Origin of the sequence: Aquitalea aquatilis, assembly GCF_005155025.1 — a bacterium.
Lineage (GTDB): Bacteria > Pseudomonadota > Gammaproteobacteria > Burkholderiales > Chromobacteriaceae > Aquitalea > Aquitalea aquatilis.
Genome location: NZ_CP039731.1, coordinates 842937 through 868164, shown reverse-complemented (window position 1 = coordinate 868164; position 25228 = coordinate 842937). Strand labels below are relative to the sequence as shown.

Here is a 25228-nt window from a genome sequence, read left to right as displayed (position 1 = left end):
TATTGCGTCTTCAGGAGTCAGTTATGAATGCCCCCGCGATCCAAGGTCAGGTTGTTGCCATCCACGGTGTTGTCAAAGTCATCGATGCCCAGGGACACGAGCGCATTCTCAAGGCTGGCGACATCATTCAGCCGGGCGAGCATGTCGTGTTGCTGGATGGCGCCACACTGACTGTCTCCCGCGCCGGTGGCGACAGCATCACGGTGGATGGCCCACGTGATCTGGCACTGACTGACGAAACCCTGATGCCGCAAAGCACCGACAAGAGCGAGGCCGCCGTGGCCAAGCTGGCCCCGGAAGCGCAACAAGTATTGGCCGCCCTGGAAAATGGTCAGGATCCGCTGGCGCAGCTCGACTCCGCTGCAGCCGGTCTGAATGCGGGCGGTGCCGCCGATGAGGGCAGCCACGGCTTTGTCCGTCTGGTGCGCATCAGCGAAACCCTCAACAGCATCAGCCTGGACAGTAGCGCCACTACGGAAGTGGTGGTACCCACCGTGCAGGGCGATACCTTCAGTACCACGCCTGCGCCAGTGGCTGCTGCAGCGACCACGCCCATCAGCGTTTCCATCGACAACATCAGCGCTACCAACAACGCCACCCCCACCATTCACGGTACCGGCATTCCCGGCCTGACCGTCGTGGTGAGCAATGCTGCCGGCGCTGTTATCGGCAGCGCGGTCGTAGGCAGTGATGGCAACTGGCAGCTGACACCGTCGTCGCCGCTACCGGATGGCACCGACACCCTGATTGCCACCAGCACCAATGCCGCAGGTACATCTGCCAGCGCCACCGGCACCGCCATCATCGATACCACACCGCCGGCCACGCCGACGGTGACCATCGCCGAACATAATGATCCCAACGGCGTGATTGGCGCGGGTGATCTGGTCAACGGCAAGGTGGAAGCCACCGTCAAGCTGGACGCCACCGATCTGGCCAAAAACGGCAGCGCCACCATCGTGGTTAACGATGGCGGCCATATCACCACGCTGGTGGTGCACAGCGATGGCAGCGTGACCGGTGCCGACGGCACGGTCAGCGGCAGTTACAGCAACGGCACGGTCACCATCAGCATGACCCCGCCGGCACAGGACGCAGCAGTCACCATCACCGCCACCCAGACCGATGCCGTGGGTAATACCTCCGGCCAGGGTAGCGACAGTGGCACGCTGGATACCGTGGCACCGAGCGCGCCGACTGTGGTCATCGCCACCGACGCCAACCACGATGGCATCATCAACAAGGCTGAGCAGGGCAGCGCGACCACCGATACGGTCAACATCGGCCTGCCGAGCGATGCCAAGGCCGGCGATACGCTGAACGTCACCATCAATGGCGTGGCCCAAGCCGGTCATGTCCTGACCGCCGCTGAAATCAGCGCCGGCCAGGTGGTGATCACCCCGACCGCCCCGGCCGATGGCGCTACGCTGACCGTGACTGCTTCCATCACCGATCCGGCAGGCAATACTTCGACCACCGGCAGCAGCAGTGCCCAGCTCGACCTGAGCGCCACCATCAGCATCGGCAACGATGGCAGCGGCGGCGATCATGTGTACAACAAGGCAGAAAGCAGCGCCGTCGTGGTCAGCGGCAGCACCGGCAGCGTGGAAGCCGGCCAGATTGTCACCGTCACCTTCACCGACAGCCAGGGCCATACCGCCACCACTACCGCCCAGGTGGATGGCAGCGGCAACTGGACGGCCAATCCGGCCAACCTGTCCGGCCTGAGCGACGGCAGCATCAGCGTCAGCGCCAGTGTCAGCGACAAGGCCGGTAATACCGCCACCGCCAACACCGATACCGGCACTGGTCAGCCGGGTGAAAGCCTCGACACCACCGCGCCGTCCGCCCCGACGGTGGTCATCGCCACTGACGCCAACAACGACGGCTTCATCAACAAGGCCGAGCAGGGCAGTTCCACTACCGATACGGTCAACATCGGCCTGCCGAGCGATGCCAAGGCCGGCGACACACTGAACGTCACCATCAATGGCGTAGTGCAAGCCGGTCACGTACTGGCCGCTGCTGAAATCAGCGCCGGCCAGGTAGTCATCACCCCGACTGCACCGGCCGATGGCGCTACGCTGACAGTGACTGCTTCCATCACCGATCCGGCAGGCAATACTTCGACCACCGGCAGCAGCAGTGCCCAGCTCGACCTGAGCGCCACCATCACCATCGGCAACGATGGCAGCGGCGGCGATCATGTGTACAACAAGGCAGAAAGCAGCGCCGTCGTGGTCAGCGGCAGCACCGGCAGCGTAGAAGCCGGCCAGATCGTCACCGTTACCTTCACCGACAGCCAGGGCCATACCGCCACCACTACCGCCCAGGTGGATGGCAGCGGCAACTGGACGGCCAATCCGGCCAACCTGTCCGGCCTGAGCGACGGCAGCATCAGCGTCAGCGCCAGTGTCAGCGACAAGGCCGGTAATACCGCCACCGCCAACACCGATACCGGCACTGGTCAGCCGGGTGAAAGCCTCGACACCACCGCCCCGTCCGCCCCGACGGTGGTCATCGCCACTGATGCCAACAACGACGGCTACATCAACAAGGCCGAGCAAGGCAGCGCGACCACCGATACCGTCAACATTGGTCTGCCGAGCGATGCCAAGGCTGGTGACACACTGAACGTCACCATCAATGGCGTGGCGCAAGCCGGTCATGTACTGACTGCAGCAGAAATCAGCGCCGGCCAAGTCGTCCTGACGCCGACCGCCCCGGCCGAAGGCGGCACGCTGAATGTGGCAGCCACCATCACTGATGTGGCCGGTAACACTTCGGCTCAGGGCAGCGATAGCGCCACCCTGATCACCAGCGGCCCGCTGGCCAGCATCACCGTTGACCCGGTGACCGCCGACAATGTGCTGAACATCGCTGAAACCAGCGGTGCCACCGTCACCATCACCGGCACCGTCGGTGGCGACGTCAAGGTTGGCGACACGGTCACCCTGACTGTGAACGGCCACGACACCACAGGCCAGGTCATCGACCTGGGCAATGGCCAGCTGGGCTACACCATTGCCGTCAGCAGCACAGACCTGAAGGCAGACAGCACGGTACACGCCAGCGTCACCACCACCGACAGCCATGGCAACAGCTCCACCGCCATCGGCAGCGACAGCTATGGTCTGGACCTGAGCGCCCCGTCCGCCCCGACTGTGGTCATCGCCACTGACGCCAACAACGACGGCTTCATCAACAAGGCTGAGCAGGGCAGTGCCACCACTGACACCGTCAATATCGGCCTGCCGGCAGATGCCAAGGCGGGCGACACGCTGAACGTCACCATCAATGGCGTGGCGCAAGCTGGTCATGTACTGACCGCCGCTGAAATCAGTGCCGGCCAAGTCGTTCTGACCCCGACCGCACCGGCTGAAGGTGGCACGCTGAACGTAGCGGCCACCATCACTGATGTGGCGGGCAATACCTCGGCTCAGGGCAGCGACAGCGCGGTACGCGACACCACCGCCCCGTCCGCCCCGACCGTGGTCATCGCCACCGACGCCAACAACGACGGCTTCATCAACAAGGCTGAGCAGGGCAGTGCCACTACCGATACGGTGAACATCGGCCTGCCGGCGGACGCCAAGGCCGGTGACACGCTGAACGTGACCATCAACGGTACCGCTCAGCCGGGTCATGTCCTGACCGCCGCTGAAATCAGCGCCGGCCAGGTGGTGATCACCCCGACGGCTCCGGCCGAAGGTGGCACGCTGAACGTAGCGGCCACCATCACCGATGTGGCGGGTAACACTTCGGCCCAAGGCAGCGACAGCGCGACGCTGATCACCAGCGGCCCGCTGGCCAGCATCACCGTTGACCCGGTCACCGCCGACAATGTGCTGAACATCGCTGAAACCAGTGGTGCGACCGTCATCATCACCGGCACTGTCGGTGGTGACGTCAAGGTTGGCGACACCGTCACCCTGACCGTGAACGGCCACGACACCACCGGCCAGGTCATCGATCTGGGCAATGGCAAACTGGGCTACACCATTGCCGTCAGCAGCACAGACCTGAAGGCTGACAGCACGGTACACGCCAGCGTTACCACCACCGATAGCCACGGCAACAGCAGCACCGCCACCGGCAGTGACAGCTATGGTCTGGACCTGAGCGCACCGTCGGCCCCGACCGTAGTCATTGCGACCGATGCCAACAACGACGGCTTTATCAACAAGGCTGAGCAGGGCAGCGCCACCACCGACACGGTGAACATCGGTCTGCCGAGCGATGCCAAGGCGGGTGATACGCTGAATGTCACCATCAATGGCGTGGCGCAAGCCGGTCATGTACTGACGGCTGCTGAAATCAGCGCCGGCCAAGTCGTATTGACCCCGAACGCACCGGCCGAAGGTGGCACGCTGAATGTGGCCGCTACCATCACCGATGTGGCGGGTAACACCTCGGCGCAAGGCAGCGACAGCGCCACGTTGATCACCAGCGGCCCGCTGGCCAGCATCACCGTTGACCCGGTCACCGCCGACAACGTGTTGAACATCGCCGAAACCAGTGGTGCCACTGTCACCATCACCGGCACCGTCGGTGGTGACGTCAAGGTTGGCGACACCGTCACCCTGACCGTCAATGGCCACGACACCACCGGCCAGGTCATCGACCTGGGCAATGGCCAGCTGGGCTACACCATTGCCGTCAGCAGCACAGACCTGAAGGCTGACAGCACAGTACACGCCAGCGTCACCACCACCGACAGCCATGGCAATAGCTCCACCGCGACCGGTAGCGATAGCTATGGTCTGGACCTGAGCGCGCCGAGCGCACCGACGGTGGTCATCGCGACCGATGCCAATAACGACGGCTTCATCAACAAGGCCGAGCAGGGCAGTGCGACGACGGATACCGTCAACATCGGCCTCCCGAGCGACGCCAAGGCGGGTGATACGCTGAATGTCACCATCAATGGCGTGGCGCAAGCCGGTCATGTACTGACGGCTGCTGAAATCAGCGCCGGCCAAGTCGTATTGACCCCGAACGCACCGGCCGAAGGTGGCACGCTGAATGTGGCCGCTACCATCACCGATGTGGCGGGTAACACCTCGGCGCAAGGCAGCGACAGCGCCACGTTGATCACCAGCGGCCCGCTGGCCAGCATCACCGTTGACCCGGTCACCGCCGACAACGTGTTGAACATCGCCGAAACCAGTGGTGCCACTGTCACCATCACCGGCACCGTCGGTGGTGACGTCAAGGTTGGCGACACCGTCACCCTGACCGTCAATGGCCACGACACCACCGGCCAGGTCATCGACCTGGGCAATGGCCAGCTGGGCTACACCATTGCCGTCAGCAGCACAGACCTGAAGGCTGACAGCACAGTACACGCCAGCGTCACCACCACCGACAGCCATGGCAATAGCTCCACCGCGACCGGTAGCGATAGCTATGGTCTGGACCTGAGCGCGCCGAGCGCACCGACGGTGGTCATCGCGACCGATGCCAATAACGACGGCTTCATCAACAAGGCCGAGCAGGGCAGTGCGACGACGGATACCGTCAACATCGGCCTCCCGAGCGACGCCAAGGCCGGTGACACGCTGAACGTCACTATCAATGGCGTAGCGCAAGCCGGTCATGTACTGACGGCTGCTGAAATCAGCGCCGGCCAAGTCGTATTGACCCCGAACGCACCGGCCGAAGGTGGCACGCTGAATGTGGCCGCTACCATCACCGATGTGGCGGGTAACACCTCGGCGCAAGGCAGCGACAGCGCCACGTTGATCACCAGCGGCCCGCTGGCCAGCATCACCGTTGACCCGGTCACCGCCGACAACGTGTTGAACATCGCCGAAACCAGTGGTGCCACTGTCACCATCACCGGCACCGTCGGTGGTGACGTCAAGGTTGGCGACACCGTCACCCTGACCGTCAATGGCCACGACACCACCGGCCAGGTCATCGACCTGGGCAATGGCCAGCTGGGCTACACCATTGCCGTCAGCAGCACAGACCTGAAGGCTGACAGCACAGTACACGCCAGCGTCACCACCACCGACAGCCATGGCAATAGCTCCACCGCGACCGGTAGCGACAGCTATGGTCTGGATCTGAGCGCGCCGTCCGCACCGACCGTAGTGATTGCCACCGATGCCAACAACGACGGCTTCATCAACAAGGCTGAGCAAGGTAGCGCGACGACGGATACCGTCAACATCGGCCTGCCGAGCGACGCCAAGGCCGGTGACACGCTGAACGTCACCATCAACGGTACCGCTCAGCCGGGTCATGTCCTGACGGCTGCTGAAATCAGCGCCGGCCAAGTCGTCCTGACGCCGACTGCACCGGCTGAAGGTGGCACGCTAAACGTGGCCGCCACCATCACCGACGTAGCTGGCAATACCTCGGCCAGTGCCAGCGACAGTGCCGTTCGCGACACTACCGCGCCGTCTGCGCCGACGGTGGTCATCGCGACCGACGCCAACAACGACGGCTACCTCAACAAGGCCGAACAAGGCAGCGCCACTACCGATACGGTGAACATCGGCCTGCCGGCGGATGCCAAGGCCGGTGACACGCTGAACGTCACCATCAACGGAACCGCTCAGCCTGGTCATGTGCTGACGGCTGCTGAAATCAGCGCCGGCCAAGTCGTATTGACCCCGAATGCTCCGGCCGAAGGTGGCACGCTGAACGTGGCGGCCACCATCACGGACGTGGCCGGCAATACCTCGGCCAGCGCCAGCGATAGTGCCGTTCGCGACACCACCGCGCCGAGCGCGCCGACCGTGGTCATCGCGACCGACGCCAATAACGACGGCTTCATCAATAAGGCCGAGCAGGGCAGCGCCACCACCGACACGGTCAACATCGGTCTGCCGAGCGACGCCAAGGCTGGCGACACACTGAATGTCACCATCAACGGTACGGCTCAGCCGGGTCATGTACTGACCGCCGCTGAAATCAGCGCCGGCCAAGTCGTCCTGACGCCGACCGCACCGGCTGAAGGCGGTACGCTGAATGTAGCCGCCACCATCACTGACGTAGCCGGCAACACCTCGGCCAGCGCCAGCGACAGTGCCGTTCGCGACACCACCGCGCCGTCCGCCCCGACCGTGGTCATCGCCACCGATGCCAACAACGACGGCTTCATCAACAAGGCCGAGCAGGGCAGCGCGACTACCGATACCGTCAACATCGGCCTGCCGGCAGATGCCAAGGCTGGCGATACGCTGAATGTCATCATCAATGGCGTGGCGCAAGCCGGTCATGTGTTGACGGCTGCTGAAATCAGCGCCGGCCAAGTCGTCCTGACCCCGACCGCACCGGCTGAAGGTGGCACGCTGAACGTGGCTGCGACCATCACTGATGGTGCCGGCAACACCTCGGCACAAGGCAGCGACAGTGCCAAGTTGGACACTACCGCGCCGTCGGCCCCGACGGTGGTCATCGCCACCGATGCCAACAACGACGGTTATCTGAATAAGGCTGAGCAAGGCAGTGCCACCACCGATACGGTGAACATCGGCCTGCCGAGCGATGCCAAGGCTGGCGATACGCTGAACGTCACCATCAATGGCGTGGCGCAAGCCGGTCATGTACTGACCGCTGCTGAAATCAGCGCCGGTCAGGTGGTGATCACCCCGACCGCACCGGCTGAAGGCGGTACGCTGAACGTGGCGGCCACCATCACTGACGTGGCGGGTAACACCTCGGCCAGCGCCAGCGACAGCGCGGTTCGCGACACCACCGCCCCGTCGGCACCGACGGTGGTCATCGCCACCGATGCCAACAACGACGGCTACCTCAACAAGGCTGAGCAGGGCAGTGCCACCACCGATACGGTGAACATCGGCCTGCCGAGCGATGCCAAGGCTGGCGATACGCTGAACGTCACCATCAATGGCGTGGCGCAAGCCGGTCATGTACTGACCGCTGCTGAAATCAGCGCCGGTCAGGTGGTGATCACCCCGACCGCACCGGCCGAAGGCGGCACGCTGAACGTGGCCGCCACCATCACTGATGTGGCGGGTAACACCTCGGCCAGCGCCAGCGACAGTGCAGTACGCGACACCACCGCCCCGTCGGCACCGACGGTGGTCATCGCCACCGACGCCAACAACGACGGCTTCATCAACAAGGCCGAGCAGGGCAGCGCCACCACCGATACGGTGAACATCGGCCTGCCGAGCGATGCCAAGGTGGGCGACACGCTGAACGTCACCATTAATGGCGTGGCGCAAGCCGGTCATGTGCTGACTGCTGCTGAAATCAGCGCCGGCCAGGTGGTGATCACCCCGACGGCTCCGGCCGAAGGCGGTACGCTGAACGTGGCCGCTACCATCACCGATGTAGCCGGCAATACCTCGGCCAGCGCCAGCGACAGCGCAGTACGCGACACTACCGCCCCGAGCGCCCCGACCGTGGTTATCGCGACCGACGCCAACAACGACGGCTTCATCAACAAGGCCGAACAAGGCAGCGCGACCACCGATACCGTCAACATCGGCCTGCCGGCGGATGCCAAGGCTGGCGACACGCTGAACGTCACCATCAACGGTACGGCTCAGCCGGGTCATGTACTGACCGCTGCTGAAATCAGCGCCGGCCAAGTCGTACTGACGCCGACTGCTCCGGCTGAAGGCGGCACGCTGAATGTGGCGGCCACCATCACCGATGTGGCCGGCAATACCTCGGCTCAGGGCAGCGACAGCGCAGTACGCGACACTACCGCCCCGAGCGCCCCGACCGTGGTTATCGCGACCGACGCCAACAACGACGGCTTCATCAACAAGGCCGAACAAGGCAGTGCCACCACCGATACGGTGAACATTGGTCTGCCGACCGATGCCAAGGCGGGCGACACACTGAATGTCACCATCAACGGTACCGCTCAGCCGGGTCATGTACTGACCGCTGCTGAAATCAGCGCCGGCCAAGTCGTCCTGACGCCGACCGCACCGGCCGAAGGCGGTACGCTGAATGTGGCTGCCACTATCACTGACGTGGCCGGTAATACCTCGGCACAAGGTAGCGATAGCGCGACGCTGATCACCAGCGGCCCGCTGGCCAGCATTACCGTTGATCCGGTGACCGCCGACAATGTGTTGAACATCGCCGAAACCAGTGGTGCGACCGTCATCATCACCGGCACTGTCGGTGGTGACGTCAAGGTCGGCGACACCGTCACCCTGACTGTGAACGGCCACGACACCACCGGCCAGGTCATCGATCTGGGCAATGGCAAGCTGGGCTACACCATTGCCGTCAGCAGCACTGACCTGAAGGCCGACAGCACGGTACACGCCAGCGTCACCACCACCGACAGCCACGGCAACAGCTCCACCGCCACCGGCAGCGACAGCTATGGTCTGGACCTGAGTGCGCCGAGCGCCCCGACTGTAGTCATTGCCACCGACGCCAACAACGACGGCTTCATCAACAAGGCCGAGCAAGGCAGCGCCAGCACCGACACGGTGAACATTGGTCTGCCGACCGATGCCAAGGTGGGCGACACACTGAATGTCACCATCAATGGCGTGGCCCAGGCTGGTCATGTGCTGACCGCCGCTGAAATTACTGCAGGTCAGGTGGTGATCACCCCGAACGCCCCGGCAGAAGGCGGTACGCTGAATGTAGCGGCGACCATCACTGATGTCGCCGGCAATACCTCGGCCAGCGCCAGCGATAGTGCCGTTCGCGACACGACCGCCCCGTCGGCACCGACGGTGGTCATCGCCACCGACGCCAACAACGACGGCTTCATCAACAAGGCTGAGCAGGGCAGCGCGACAACGGATACCGTCAATATCGGCCTGCCGGCGGATGCCAAGGCCGGCGATACGCTGAATGTCACCATCAATGGCGTGGCGCAAGCCGGTCACGTACTGACCGCGGCTGAAATCAGCGCCGGCCAAGTCGTGATCACTCCGACGGCTCCGGCAGAAGGCGGCACGCTGAACGTGGCTGCCACCATCACTGACGTGGCTGGCAATACCTCGGCCAGCGCCAGCGACAGTGCGGTTCGCGACACCACCGCCCCGAGCGCCCCGACCGTGGTCATCGCCACCGATGCCAACAACGACGGCTTCATCAACAAGGCCGAACAGGGCAGTGCCACCACCGATACGGTGAACATTGGCCTGCCGGCCGACGCCAAGGCTGGCGACACGCTGAATGTCACCATCAATGGTGTGGCGCAAGCCGGTCATGTGTTGACCGCCGCTGAAATCAGTGCCGGCCAAGTCGTACTGACGCCGACCGCCCCGGCTGAAGGCGGCACGCTGAACGTAGCGGCCACCATCACCGATGTGGCGGGTAACACCTCGGCCAGCGCCAGCGACAGCGCCGTACGCGACACCACTGCCCCGTCCGCGCCGACCGTAGTGATTGCCACCGACGCCAACAACGACGGCTTCATCAACAAGGCTGAGCAAGGCAGCGCCAGCACCGACACGGTGAACATCGGCCTGCCGAGCGACGCCAAGGCGGGTGACACGCTGAACGTCACCATCAACGGTACCGCTCAGCCTGGTCATGTGCTGACGGCTGCTGAAATTACTGCAGGTCAGGTCGTTCTCACTCCGACCGCACCGGCCGAAGGTGGCACGCTCAACGTAGCAGCCACCATCACTGACGTGGCGGGTAACACCTCGGCCAGCGCCAGCGACAGTGCGGTACGCGACACCACCGCGCCGTCGGCACCGACGGTGGTCATCGCCACCGACGCCAACAACGATGGCTTCATCAACAAGGCTGAGCAAGGTAGCGCCACCACCGATACCGTCAATATCGGCCTGCCGGCCGACGCCAAGGCTGGCGATACGCTGAACGTCACCATCAATGGTGTGGCCCAGGCTGGTCACGTGCTGACCGCAGCAGAAATCAGCGCCGGCCAAGTCGTCCTGACGCCGACTGCACCGGTTGAAGGTGGTACGCTGAACGTGGCCGCGACCATTACTGACGTAGCGGGTAACACCTCGGCCAGCGCCAGCGACAGCGCGGTTCGCGACACGACCGCCCCGTCCGCTCCGACCGTGGTCATCGCCACCGATGCCAACAACGACGGCTACCTCAACAAGGCCGAACAAGGCAGTGCGACGACGGATACCGTCAACATCGGCCTGCCGGCGGATGCCAAGGCGGGTGACACGCTGAACGTCACCATCAATGGCGTGGCCCAGGCCGGTTATGTACTGACCGCTGCTGAAATCAGCGCCGGCCAAGTCGTACTGACCCCGAACGCACCGGCTGAAGGTGGTACGTTGAATGTGGCGGCCACCATCACTGATGTGGCGGGTAACACCTCGGCCAGCGCCAGCGATAGTGCCGTTCGCGACACCACCGCGCCGTCCGCGCCGACCGTGGTCATCGCCACCGATGCCAACAACGACGGCTTCATCAACAAGGCTGAGCAAGGCAGTGCCACGACCGACACGGTGAACATCGGCCTGCCGGCGGATGCCAAGGCTGGCGATACACTGAACGTCACCATCAATGGCATGGCCCAGGCTGGTCATGTGCTGACCGCTGCTGAAATTACTGCAGGTCAGGTGGTGATCACCCCGACGGCGCCGGCTGACGGCGGCACGCTGAATGTAGCGGCGACTGTTACTGACGTAGCCGGCAACACTTCGGCCAGCGCCAGCGATAGTGCCGTTCGCGACACCACCGCCCCGTCCGCACCGACCGTCGTTATCGCCACCGATGCCAATAACGATGGCTACCTCAACAAGGCCGAGCAGGGCAGCGCCACGACGGATACCGTCAACATCGGCCTGCCGGCGGATGCCAAGGTGGGTGACACGCTGAACGTCACCATCAACGGTACCGCTCAGCCTGGTCATGTGCTGACGGCTGCTGAAATCAGCGCCGGCCAAGTCGTCCTGACGCCGAATGCACCGGCCGAAGGCGGCACGCTGAACGTAGCGGCCACCATCACTGATGTGGCGGGCAATACCTCGGCCAGCGCCAGCGATAGCGCCGTTCGCGACACGACCGCGCCGAGCGCACCGACTGTGGTCATCGCTACTGATGCCAACAACGACGGCTTCATCAACAAGGCTGAGCAAGGCAGTGCGACCACCGATACGGTGAACATCGGCCTGCCGAGCGATGCCAAGGTGGGTGACACGCTGAACGTCACCATCAATGGCGTGGCCCAGGCTGGTCATGTCCTGACTGCAGCAGAAATCAGTGCTGGCCAAGTTGTACTGACGCCGACCGCACCGGCCGAAGGTGGCACGCTGAATGTGGCGGCCACCATCACGGACGTGGCCGACAATACCTCGGCCAGCGCCAGCGACAGTGCGGTTCGCGACACTACCGCGCCGTCTGCGCCGACGGTGGTCATCGCCACCGACGCCAACAACGACGGCTTCATCAACAAGGCTGAGCAAGGCAGCGCCAGCACCGACACGGTGAACATCGGCCTGCCGAGCGACGCCAAGGCGGGTGACACGCTGAACGTCACCATCAACGGTACCGCTCAGCCTGGTCATGTGCTGACGGCTGCTGAAATTACTGCAGGTCAGGTCGTTCTCACTCCGACCGCACCGGCCGAAGGTGGCACGCTCAACGTAGCAGCCACCATCACTGACGTGGCGGGTAACACCTCGGCCAGCGCCAGCGACAGTGCGGTACGCGACACCACCGCGCCGTCGGCACCGACGGTGGTCATCGCCACCGACGCCAACAACGATGGCTTCATCAATAAGGCTGAGCAAGGTAGCGCCACCACCGATACCGTCAATATCGGCCTGCCGGCCGACGCCAAGGCTGGCGATACGCTGAACGTCACCATCAATGGTGTGGCCCAGGCTGGTCACGTGCTGACCGCAGCAGAAATCAGCGCTGGCCAAGTCGTCCTGACGCCGACTGCACCGGTTGAAGGTGGTACGCTGAACGTGGCCGCGACCATTACTGACGTAGCGGGTAACACCTCGGCCAGCGCCAGCGACAGCGCGGTTCGCGACACGACCGCCCCGTCCGCTCCGACCGTGGTCATCGCCACCGATGCCAACAACGACGGCTACCTCAACAAGGCCGAACAAGGCAGTGCGACGACGGATACCGTCAACATTGGCCTGCCGGCGGATGCCAAGGCGGGTGACACGCTGAACGTCACCATCAATGGCGTGGCCCAGGCGGGTCATGTCCTGACCGCTGCTGAAATCAGCGCCGGCCAAGTCGTACTGACCCCGAACGCACCGGCTGAAGGTGGTACGTTGAATGTGGCGGCCACCATCACTGATGTAGCGGGTAACACTTCGGCTCAGGGCAGCGACAGCGCCAAGCTGGATACCACCGCGCCGTCCGCCCCGACCGTAGTGATTGCCACCGACGCCAATAACGATGGCTTCATCAATAAGGCTGAGCAGGGCAGTGCCACCACCGACACGGTGAACATCGGTCTGCCGAGCGATGCCAAGGCGGGTGACACACTGAACGTCACCATCAATGGCGTGGCCCAGGCTGGTCATGTACTGACCGCCGCTGAAATCAGCGCCGGTCAAGTCGTATTGACCCCGAACGCCCCGGCAGAAGGCGGCACGCTGAACGTGGCGGCCACCATCACGGACGTGGCTGGCAATACCTCGGCCCAGGGCAGCGATAGTGCCGTTCGCGACACCACCGCGCCGTCTGCACCGACGGTCGTCATCGCCACCGATGCCAACAACGACGGCTTCATCAACAAGGCCGAGCAGGGCAGTGTCACCACCGATACGGTGAACATCGGCCTGCCGGCGGATGCCAAGGCTGGCGACACACTGAATGTCACCATCAATGGCGTGGCCCAAGCCGGCCATGTGCTGACTGCTGCTGAAATCAGCGCTGGTCAGGTGGTGATCACCCCGAACGCCCCGGCAGAAGGCGGTACGCTGAATGTAGCGGCGACCATCACTGATGTCGCCGGCAATACCTCGGCCAGCGCCAGCGACAGTGCCGTTCGCGACACCACCGCGCCGTCGGCCCCGACCGTGGTCATCGCCACCGATGCCAACAACGACGGCTTCATCAACAAGGCCGAGCAGGGTAGTGCGACGACGGATACCGTTAACATCGGCCTGCCGGCGGATGCCAAGGCCGGCGATACGCTGAATGTCACTATCAACGGTACGGCTCAGCCGGGTCATGTGCTGACGGCTGCTGAAATTACTGCAGGTCAGGTCGTCCTTACGCCGAACGCCCCGGCTGAAGGCGGTACGCTGAATGTAGCGGCGACCATCACTGACGTGGCCGGTAACACCTCGGCCAGCGCCAGCGATAGTGCCGTTCGCGACACCATCGCCCCGTCCGCGCCGACCGTGGTCATCGCGACCGACGCCAACAACGACGGCTTCATCAACAAGGCTGAGCAGGGTAGTGCCACGACAGATACCGTCAACATAGGCCTGCCGACGGATGCCAAGGCGGGTGACACGCTGAACGTCACCCTCAATGGCGTGGCCCAGGCGGGTCATGTCCTGACCGCTGCTGAAATCAGCGCCGGTCAGGTGGTGATCACCCCGAACGCACCGGCCGAAGGCGGCACGCTGAACGTGGCGGCCACTATCACTGACGTTGCCGGCAATACCTCGGCCAGCGCCAGCGATAGCGCGGTACGCGACACTACCGCCCCGTCGGCTCCGACCGTGGTCATCGCCACCGACGCCAATAACGATGGCTTCATCAACAAGGCCGAGCAGGGCAGTGCCACCACCGATACGGTGAACATCGGCCTGCCGGCGGATGCCAAGGCTGGCGACACACTGAATGTCACCATCAATGGCGTGGCCCAAGCCGGCCATGTGCTGACTGCTGCTGAAATCAGCGCTGGTCAGGTGGTGATCACCCCGAACGCCCCGGCAGAAGGCGGTACGCTGAATGTAGCGGCGACCATCACTGATGTCGCCGGCAATACCTCGGCCAGCGCCAGCGACAGTGCGGTACGTGATACCACCGCGCCGGATACGCCGGTGGTGACCATTCTGGCCAATGGCCTGACCAGTAATTACTACGGTCTGAATGATTCGGCCATTACCGGAACAACACCGCTAAGCCAGGTGCTGAGCGATATTGCCAGCCATAGCCCGACGGCTACTTTTGTGGCCGACGCGCTGAGTTTTGGCGTGGCCACCACGGTGACCGGCAATCTGGGTGCCAGTGGCAATCTGGCCAACTTCCTGGGCAGCAACGCCAGCAATGTGCAATACGCCAGCACGTATGGTTCCACCAATCAGGCCATCATCAGCATGAATGGTGTGTTCGCGGCATCGTCGGGTACTTACAAGCTGACGGTGTTGGCGGACGATGGTTACCAGATCATCGTGGATGGGGTGACGGTTGCCACCAGAAACGCGAATCAATCGCCGACCGGTACCGACTTCTCCCTGACTCTGGGTGCCACGGCGGGTAATTTGCATACCATCCAGATCGTGTACTGGGATCAGGGCGGTCAAGCCATGTTCCAGAGCACGCTGACACCGACTGGCGGCACGACTGCCAGCGTCATCAGCCTGGTGGGCAGCAATACCATGACGGCTACCGTCACGCTGGACGCCAAGGATCAGACCGAACTGAACAATAGCGGTACCGTGCATATCACTTCCAGCACGGGTACGGATGTGACGCTGCACCTGAATTCCAGCAATCAGCTGGTTGATGGCAGCGGCCTGGTGTACAGCTATCAGAATGGTGTGATTTACCTGCCGGTGACGACGCCGCCGGTTGGGACCACGCTGACGGTGAATGCCACCGTGACCGATCTGGCAGGTAATACCTCTGGTGTGGGCAGCGATAGCTACCACTTGCCAACCACGCCGCCGGTGGTGATTACCACCGACAGCAATCAGGATGGCTACCTCAACAGCACGGAAACCACCAATGGTACCGTGACGCTGCAATCGACGGTGACCCTGGACAAGAGCCTGATCAGCGCCGGTGGCAGTGCCAACCTCACCGTGACCGACAATGGCGTGGTGACCAAGCTGGTGGTTAACCATGACGGCACCATCAACGGTGCTGCCAACGGGGTTACGGCCAGCTACAACGCCAGCACCGGCGTGGTGACGCTGAGCATGCCGGAACCGGGTGATGGCAAATCGGTCAGCATTTCGGCCACCCAGACCGATACCCATGGCAATGTCTCCAGCACGGGTAGCGCAGCTGCCATTGAAGACATTAGCGGCCCGTCGGCACCGACTGTGGTGATTGCCACCGACGTCAACAACGACGGCTACATCAACAAGGCCGAGCAGGGCAGCGCCACCACCGATACGGTGAATATCGGCCTGCCGAGCAATGCCAAGGCTGGCGACACGCTGAATGTCACCATCAATGGCGTGGTGCAGAGCGGCCATGTGCTGACGGCTGCTGAAATCACCGCCGGCAAGGTGGTGCTGACTCCGGCCACACCGGCCGATGGCAGCACGCTGACGGTAACGGCTTCGGTCAGCGACCCGGCCGGCAATACTTCGGCCAGCGCCAGCGACAGTGCCAAGATTGATCTGACGGCACCGACCATTGCCATTGCCACCACGCTGTCCGGTGATGATGTGATCAATGCCGCCGAACACAATCAGTCACTGCTGGTGAGCGGTAGCACGGTAGGTGTGGCCGATAACCAGAAGGTGGATGTGGTGCTGAACAACGTTCACTACACCGCTACGGTAAGCGGTAATAGCTGGTCGGTAACCGTACCGGCGACCGATGTGGTCAAGCTGGCGGATGGTAGTGTCACGGTGACGGCCAATGTCAGCGATACCGCCGGCAATGCAGCCACACCGGCCACCCATGTACTGACGGTGGATACCACGTTGCCGACCATCAATCTGGTATCGAACATCACGACGACCCAGTTGTTCAATACCACCTGGGAAGCCACCAACCAGACAACCACCTCGACAACAGCCGAGGGCTGGACGCTGGTGACCAGCAACGATGTGGCACCTGGCGGTATCAATGGTTTCGAGATCTGGACTTCCAGCGACACCATGACCACGGCCAGCGGCAGCACCATCACCCCGGCTTCGTCTACCGGTGCCGGCAACACCCACTGGATTGAGCTGAACAACTCGGCTACCAACATTATCCAGACGCTGGGCATTACCCGTACCGTTGCCACGGTGGCGGGGGCGGAATACCAGTTGTCCATGGATTTTGCCGGTCGGCCGGGTTATTCCACCGATATCAACAAGATCGGCATCTATGTGGATGGCAAGCTGGTGGCCGAATATTCGGCGACATCCGGCAGCACACTGGACTGGCGCAATATTTCCTTCGACTTTACCGGTGCCGGCGGCAATCAGGTCATCACCATTCTGACCGACACCCCGGCCAGTGCGGTCGATTCCAGTGGCCGTGGTGCCATGGTGGACAATATCGTGCTGATCCAGGGCGGTTTCCAGGCCAGCGATGCGGCAACGACCACCATCGCCCTGTCCAGTCTGATGACGGCTTCGCATCCGGTGGCTGTCAGCACGGAAACCCTGACGCTGAATATCAGCGGCCTGACCTCTGCCGAAGGAACGCCATCACTGGTGCTGCATGGCACGACCTACACCCCGGACGCTTCTGGCAACCTGACGGTAACGGGTCTGAGCCTGAGCGATCTGCAAAGCGGTTCCTTGCAGTTGTCCGGCAGCTACCATGGACAGGTCAGCTTCAACGCCACCGTGACCGCGATTGAAAGCAATGGCAATACAGCGACCTCGTCGACTGTGCCGGTGTCTTTCCTGGTCGGAGCTGGTAATGAAGTACATGGCACGGCGGGTACTGACTATCTGTACGCCGGAACCGGTGCCACCTTGCTGCATGGTGGTGCGGGTAACGACACCATGACCAGTGGCACCACCGGTGTGGATACCTTCAAGTGGGTGCTGGGTGACCAGGGCACGGTAGCAACGCCGGCCGTGGATACCATCATCAACTTCAAGACTGCAACGGTGACCAATGGTGGTGACAAGCTGGATCTGCGTGATTTGCTGGTAGGCGAAAGCCATAGCGGTACGGATGTCGGTAACCTGAGCAATTACCTGCACTTCACCACCAGCACGACTGCTGGGGTAACCAGCACGGTGATTCATGTCAGCGAAACCGGTAATCTGGCCGCGCATGAGACCCAGCAGATTGTGCTGCAGAATGTTGACCTGACCCATAGCGGCACCACGCTGCTGTCGGACAGCCAGATCCTGCAAAACCTGCTGAATGGCGGCAAGCTGATCACCGACTAAGCCAGCCCTAGCCCGCACAGCCGACAGCCTGACACGCTGTCGGCTTTTTTATTGTGACCAGCGCTCAGCGCCGGCCGCGCCAGGCATGAAAAACCCCGCGTCCAGTGGCTGGAGGCGGGGTGTTGGCAGCTCATGTGGGGCGCTTAGCTGATGGCTGGCCCGGTCAGGCAGTGCACACCCATTTCGATGAGCGCTGTGGCATCCGCGGTATCGTTGACGCCCTTGGCTTCCAGCCGCACTCCCATCAGCGAGGCCATGCGCAGCAAACCACGCAGCAAGGCGGCACGGCCCTCGTCACTGTGCATGCCCTGGGTGAGGGTGTTGTCCAGCACCAGATAGCTGATGCTGGCTTCGTGCGTGCGTGCTACCAGTGCCATATTGTGGCCCTGTATTTCTACCGCCAGCTGATGGCCTGCCGGGCGGATGGCGCGGCTGAAGGCGATAAAATGCTCCCAGTGCTCGTCCAGCCCGGTTTCGTGAAACTCGAAATTGATCTGGCGCTGCGGGTGCTGCTGCAGCAAGTGCAGGATGGCCGGCAGGAAGTCGGGGTGATGCAGCGAAGCTGGCGACATATTCACTGCCAGCACGCCTTGCGGGCCCTGTTGCAGCGCCAGCGCCAGGGTATTGATGTCCAGTCGGTGGATCAGCCCCAGCCGGGCGGCCTGGGAAACCAGCCGCAGTGCACTCATGGCCGGGATCTGTCCGCTGGCCGGGCGAAACAGCATGCCTTCATGCCACAGTATCGTCTTGTCCGGGTCGCATACCGGATACCAGCGCAGCTGCAGCGAGTTGTCCTGGCAGACGGTTTCCAGCAGCTGCTTCCAGTCAAAATCGCTGGTCTGCTGCGGGTTGCCGGCCCCGTCATCCAGTTTCCAGCTATTGAGCGGCTGGGCTTCTGCCACGGTCAGGCTATGGCTGGCGCGGGTCAGTACTTCGCCCAGTTTGTCGCCGCTCTGGAAGTGGGTGATACCAATATGGCCAAGGCCGGGCTGGTCGGACAATTCCATCGTCCAGTACACCGGCCATAGCAGGCAGAGCTCATCTGCCAGCTTGCAGGCTTCTGCTGCGCCCAGCTCGGGGCAGAACAGGGCAAAGTCGGCACCGCGCAGGCGGGTGGCCATCCAGCCGCGATGGTGCTGGCACTGGGTGGACAGGTCGTCGGCCACGCGCTTGAGCAGGGCATCGGTGCGGCGGCCACCCAGGCGCTGGTTGAGCTCGGCCAGGCCGGCGATGCGGATCAGCAGCAGATGTCCGTTGGCTGGGTCGGCTTGTGGGTCGAGCAGGCTGGAGAAGCGTTGTTCGAAGGCTTCGCGGTTGGGCAGGCCGGTGCTGCTGTCGGTCAGCGCGGCACGCCGCAGGCGGTCCACCTCGTCGCGCAGGCCGAGCAGGTAGTTTTGCAGTCGCTCCACCATGGTGTTCATGGCGCTGGCGACTTCGGCCAGCTCGGGGATGCCGGGAATGGGAATGCGCATGAAGCGCTGTTCACTGATGGCGTGTGCCTGTTCGACCACCGCATGCAGCTGCCGGCGCAGGCTGCGGATATCGAAAAAGCCGAGCAGGCCGGCTGCCAGGCCAATGACCACCAGCCAGAACACGGTTTGCAGCGCCCCTAGCCAGAGCGAGCTGTAGGCATAGCCCAGATGGGCCACGACCACGATGCGGCCAGCCTGTAGCCAGCCATTGCTGACCTGGGCCTGGCCACTTTGCGGCCTGAGCGGCAGCAGGCGGTGAAACCAGCTTGGCGTGTCTTCCAGCCCGTTGTTGTTGCGCAGGCGGATGGCGGCATCGGCAGGTACGCCTTCCCAGCGCACTTCGGCGAAATGTCCTTGTTCGAAAGCGGCGCTGAGCAGGGTTTGCGCCATCACCGGATCAGCCTTGTACTGGGTGACCATCAGTGCCAGCGAGTTGGCGGTATCGGCGCTTTGGGCGCTCAGTTGCTGCTCCAGGTAATTGCGGGCATTCAGCAGATTGGCAATCAGTGCGCCGCCAATGGATAGCGTCATCAGCAGCAGCAACAGCAGCCACAGGCGCTGCACCAGGGAAAGTTTGCGTGTAATCACGGGCATGCTCAAAAAGAAAAGCCTTCAGTTTTCAGTTTATCCAGCAGCTGTTTCCAGCGGGTCAGCCGGTTGACATTGTTGTTCTGTGTAGCGCCTACCCAGATGCTTTCCATATTGAAGCTGAACACCGGAATCAGGTCGGGGCGCTGCGAGGCAGGCTGGATGCTGGTGATCAGGTTGTCCAGAATCAGCGGCTCCACCGTGGGCGTGGGGTAGTATGCCAGCACCATGTGTGCCTGGGTGATATTGCTGTTGGGGCCACCTATGCGCGCTTTGACATAGGTCAGACGAATCTTGTCCGGCGATACGCCCAGCAGGCGCAGCGACACATATTTGCCGATAACAAAGCCTTTGCAATCAGCCATGCCCTTGCCGAAAGTTTCCAGTGGCGTGGCCCAGTAATCTTCCTGTCGCCATACCTGGCTATTTTCTGCATAAGTGATGCGGCGATTGAAAAACTCGTTGACGTCTTTCAGGCGCTGGCTGTCGCTGCTGCCTGCGGTATTCAGCATGCTCTGCCATTCCCGATACAGGCGCTGCGCCTGTGGCCCGTAGCGCGCTACCGTCTGTTCGCTGGGCAGGCTGCTGCCGGTGACACCAAGGCAGAGAAACCACAATAGCAAAGGCAGTAGCAGCAGACGTACCACGGCAGCCGAGAATGAACTCAGTCGCGGGTGACGCAAAGGTAAGGTTCTGGCTGCGCAAAGCTGGGGCATGATCTTGATCTGGAACAAAAAGTTGCAGCGTTCGGAAATTTCCGTGTGTATAATTTTATATATATTGTGTTTTAGTTATTAATTATAAATAAACAAGATATTTGATATGGGGTAGTATTCATGAGAAGTCTACATAAATCCATCAGATTGTCGGCAGCATTGGCTTTCGGCGGTATTACTGCAGTACTGCCACAGCATGCTTTGGCGATCGATGTAGATAATGCTGTACAACAGGCGGTGCTGAATAACCCGGAAGTGCTGGCCAAATTGCATCAGTTCCGTGGGGCGGGACAGGATGTGAATGTAGGCCGTGCCGGTTATATGCCGACTGTCGATCTGACCTATGAATCAAATCGCCAGCGTTATGACTACCCCAACAATGTTGGTGTGGCGGATCAGAATTACACTACCCGAGGCTGGAAACTGAGCCTCAGCCAGAACCTGTTCCAGGGTCTGCAAACCTATAACACGGTCAAACAGCTGGGCTACGATCAGCAAGTGCGCTATTTCGACTTGCTGGATACATCGGAAAGCATTGCCCTGCAAACCATCCAGGCCTACCAGGATGTGCTGCGCTATCGCCAGCTGGTGAACAGCGCGCAGGAAAACTATGCCATCCACAAAGGCATTTACGAACAAATCGAGCAGAAGGTGAACGCCGGTGTCGGCCGCCGCGTCGATCTGGAACAGGCAGCAGGCCGCCTGGCCCTGGCCGAAACCAATCTGCTGACCGACACTTCCAATCTGCATGATGTGTCTGCCCGCTACACCCGTCTTACCGGCAGCGAAGCGCCGGCACAGCTGAACGAGCTGCCGGTGCTGACCGAAGCCTTGCCGCGCAACAACGACCTGATCAAGAACGCTGTCTTGCACAATCCGGCTTATCTGGGTGCGCTGGCGAATGTCCGTTCCGCCTCTGCCGAAGTGAATGTCCGCCGTGGTGCTTTCTCGCCCACGCTGGATTTGCAAGCCAGCAAGGCTCCCACCGACAGCTATAACGGGTACAACGGTCGCACCAATATCTCGTCGACGGCCATCATCTTCAACATGAACCTGTTCCGTGGCGGTGCTGACCGTGCGCGCCTGGGTTCGGCTGCCGAGAAGCTGAATACCACCCGAGACCTGCGCGACAAGGTCTGCCGTGATATGCGCCAGACGCTGAGCATTGCCAACAACAATATTATCAAGCTCAAGGTGCAGATGAACTCGCTGCGTCAGCATCAGCTGTCCACCGAGAAGGCACGTGATGCCTATCGCAAACAGTTTGATATCGGCCAGCGTACCCTGCTGGATGTGCTGGATAGCGAGAATGAATTGTTCGACGCCCAGCGCGCCTACATCAATGCCCAGTCCGATTACAAGCTGGCCGAAGCCACTGTGCTGGGCAACTCCGGCCGCCTGCTGGAAACGCTCAGACTGAAACCGGTGGAAAGCTTCCAGACTGACAGCAGCCTGAGCGATGAAGAGCAGAACGCCTGCAGCACGGCCTATACCGCACCTACCCTGATCGATGTGCAGTCGATTCAGGCGCGGCACTATGAGGCAGCGAGTGCTGAACCGGTTGTGGCACCGGCGACTGCGCTTGCCGCTGCGGTTCCGGCCAAGCTGGCACCGCAAAAAGCCAAAAAGAAGAAAATCGCGGCATCAATGGCCAATTAAGCACAGGCTGGTCTGTTGCGTTGCACGCAGCAGGCTGGCTTTGTCTGGCAAGAACGGGACAGCAATGTCCCGTTTTTCTTTGGAGAAGGCCTAAGCGCCTGTTCAAAGTCTCGCGAGCTAGAGTGAGACAAGGCGAAAATAACCGGGAACAAGTGGGAAAGCGGAGTTTACCTAGAGTAAATGAGCATTCCACAGGCGTTTTTAACGCAGTATCAGCCCCATCTCGACTCAATCCAGCAGACTATGAACAGGTTCTAAGGGTGGCATAGCGGCCGTAACAAGTGCTGTGCCAGCTGTTGCTAGCATGCCGGGGTAGTCGTAGACAGGCGGTGTGGCCGGGGCTGGCGTGGATGCCAAGCCGCAAGGGCGGGTAGGTCGTGCGGACAGCGTGGCCGACAGGAGAACGGTGTGCTGCCCGCTGGCACATGCAGCAGGCACGACAGCACCGTTCCCGTATCCGGTATTACATTATTTTCCTGCCAGGCAATGACGCACTCAGCCAGCGCGTTTTCGACATTGCCAGCTGATCAGGACATCTTGACGAACTTGCTCACGCGATCTGCAGCGTCAGCCTGCTCGGCTTCCGCGCCATTTGCCAGGTCGGCAGCTTGCGGCGGAGTAAAGGCCGATTCCTGCGGTTCAGTACGCAGACGGTGTTCCAGTTGCTGTACGGTTTCTTCCAGCACGGTCACCTTTTCCTGGGCACTGACAGCCTTGGTGCCGAACTCGTGCAGCTTGGGCAGCATCTGGTTCAGCTTGTTTTCGTTGGTCGTGTTGATGCTCAGCTGATGCGACAACTGTTTCTGGGTGGCGATCAGCTCCTGGGTCTGGCGGTCGTATGCCATGGACAGTTCCAGGCGCAGGCGTTCCAGTTCGTCGCGTTCCTGTTCCCAGGATTTTTGGGCAGCGTACAGATTCTGGTTGGCGATTTTCTTGGCGCATTCCCAGACACTGGACAGCATTTCATTATAAGTCTTGGACAGTTCTTCAGGCGTATTGCCGCTCAACTGGGTAGCGGAAGCCGGCAGAACCTTGCGCCATTCTTTCAGCACCTGGCTGGCGGTCACCATGTCGATGCCAGCGAGTTCCCGGACCTTGTCAAGCGCCGGCATTTCGCTTCTCCCCGATTGCTCGTACAGCAGGTTGGCAATAGAAAAAATCCGATCCCTGATTTCAGTCGGCACTTGCATCCGATTATCCATTTTAACTCTCCTGTCTAATTGCACTCCACCCTGGCTTATCAGAATACCATTGTCGGAAGTGCTAAAATTGCTTACCTACAGTTTACCACCCAAAGTGGCCAAAGTGAGCCAACGCCATAAATGGTTAAATCAGCCTGAGCCATGCCGGTTACCGCTATTCAAACGCGATTCAGCGGCATGCTCCGCCATATTCAGTCCATCTTTTACAAGCAAGATGGTGGCGGCTGATTAGACCGGCACCATCTTCATTAATTGGCACAGTGCTATTCGCATGGATTGCTAATATGCCGCGTTTTATTGCATATGCTTGCCATGTATCGGCAAGCGCTATGACTAATTCTTCAACTGTTGTTGCAGCTTTTCGATCCGCTTGTTCAGACCATCCATCTTTGTCAGTGCTTCGTCAATGGAGTGCAGTTTCTTTTGCAGCTCTTCAATGCGCAGATCATCATGGCTTGTGCTGGGCTGGGCGGAAGCCGGTTTGCCCACGGGAGCCTGCTTGATGTCGATGGCTGGCTTGTCTGCCGTTTTGCCAGACGGCTTGCTGGCCGGCTTCAACACGAATTTTGTCTTGGCTGGCAGTTTGTCAGAATGCAGGATTTTATCAATCTGGCCTTTTGATACCGCCTTGATCCGGGATGTTTCGGGCAACTGCAGCAAGGCACCCTGTCTGAGCCGGTTGGGGTTGCCACCGACAAAAGCATGCTTGTTGGCCAGGTACAGAGCGGCCATGGTCTGGTTGATGCTGGTATTGGCCGGTTTCAGCTGGCGTGCCAGACGCCACAGGCTGGCCCCACGGCTGGCCCTGATCTGCTGCAAGGCAGCCGCCTGTTTGGTCTCTGGCTTGCTAGCGGCGGCAGGGGGGCTGGCCGGCTCACTACGCATCACCGGCGGTGTGGGCGGCTGCATGCTGACCTGTACGGCAGTGGCTGCCGGAGCTGCTGGCGGAGCGACTACCGGGACCGGGACCGCTTGTGCCACTGGAAGCTGGGCATCGGCCACTGGCTTGCTTGTTGCCGGTGCCGTGTTCGGACTCAGAATGGCAGTATATTCCCGGACCTGCCACTTAGATAAAGCCTCGATTTTAATGGCGAAGCGCAGATACGCTTCATCAATAGGCTGATTCGAGCTGATATGAATCATGCCGCCCTGATCGGAAGAAAGCAGGGTAAAGCGCAGGGAGGACAGAAAGCGGGAAGAATAAAGATCGGGGTCGCGGACTTCCGTTTCACCGGCCAAGGCGATTCTGGCATTATCCAGTTCTTCTACGGAAAATCCGACCAGATTAATATCAGCCTGAAACGGTTCGCCCAGGTGTGATTTGACCTGTAAATCTCCCAGGCCGGCCAGTGCATTGGCCGACAGGAAGGAAGATACAATCATGCTCCCCAGCTTGATTTTATCGCAACCCGACATGA

6 protein-coding genes are annotated in these 25228 nt (G+C 61.5%); 2 read left to right on the top strand and 4 right to left on the bottom strand.

The window, feature by feature from the left end; translation table 11 throughout:
• The first annotated feature begins 23 nt into the window (after positions 1–23).
• Positions 24–18173, top strand: a complete 18150-nt coding sequence (locus FAZ30_RS03860; protein ID WP_137008806.1) for an Ig-like domain-containing protein — start codon at positions 24–26, stop codon at positions 18171–18173.
• A 143-nt stretch (positions 18174–18316) separates the two neighbouring features.
• On the opposite strand, the gene FAZ30_RS03855 is transcribed toward FAZ30_RS03860, so the two are convergent.
• On the bottom strand, positions 18317–20233 hold the full coding sequence (locus FAZ30_RS03855) for a bifunctional diguanylate cyclase/phosphodiesterase (protein ID WP_233578537.1): 1917 nt from the start codon (positions 20231–20233) through the stop codon (positions 18317–18319).
• 8 nt (positions 20234–20241) lie between these two features.
• Positions 20242–20916, bottom strand: a complete 675-nt coding sequence (locus FAZ30_RS03850) for a transglutaminase-like cysteine peptidase (RefSeq protein WP_233578538.1) — start codon at positions 20914–20916, stop codon at positions 20242–20244.
• 153 nt (positions 20917–21069) lie between these two features.
• On the opposite strand from FAZ30_RS03850, the gene FAZ30_RS03845 reads away from it, so the two are divergent.
• Complete coding sequence (locus FAZ30_RS03845) at positions 21070–22608, top strand: TolC family outer membrane protein (RefSeq protein WP_124644448.1); 1539 nt, start codon at positions 21070–21072, stop codon at positions 22606–22608.
• A gap of 527 nt (positions 22609–23135) precedes the next feature.
• Here the strand turns inward: FAZ30_RS03845 and FAZ30_RS03840 are convergent.
• Both FAZ30_RS03840 and FAZ30_RS03835 read right to left on the bottom strand, forming a co-directional pair.
• The gene (locus FAZ30_RS03840) at positions 23136–23798 is read right to left on the bottom strand and encodes a DNA-binding protein (protein ID WP_255424588.1); all 663 of its coding nucleotides are present in this window, start codon (positions 23796–23798) and stop codon (positions 23136–23138) included.
• Between the two features lie 345 nt (positions 23799–24143).
• Positions 24144–25193 carry a type IV pilus assembly protein FimV gene (locus FAZ30_RS03835; protein ID WP_124644450.1) on the bottom strand — a complete coding sequence of 350 codons (1050 nt, stop codon included), beginning with the start codon at positions 25191–25193 and terminating at the stop codon, positions 24144–24146.
• Between the last annotated feature and the right edge of the window lie 35 nt (positions 25194–25228).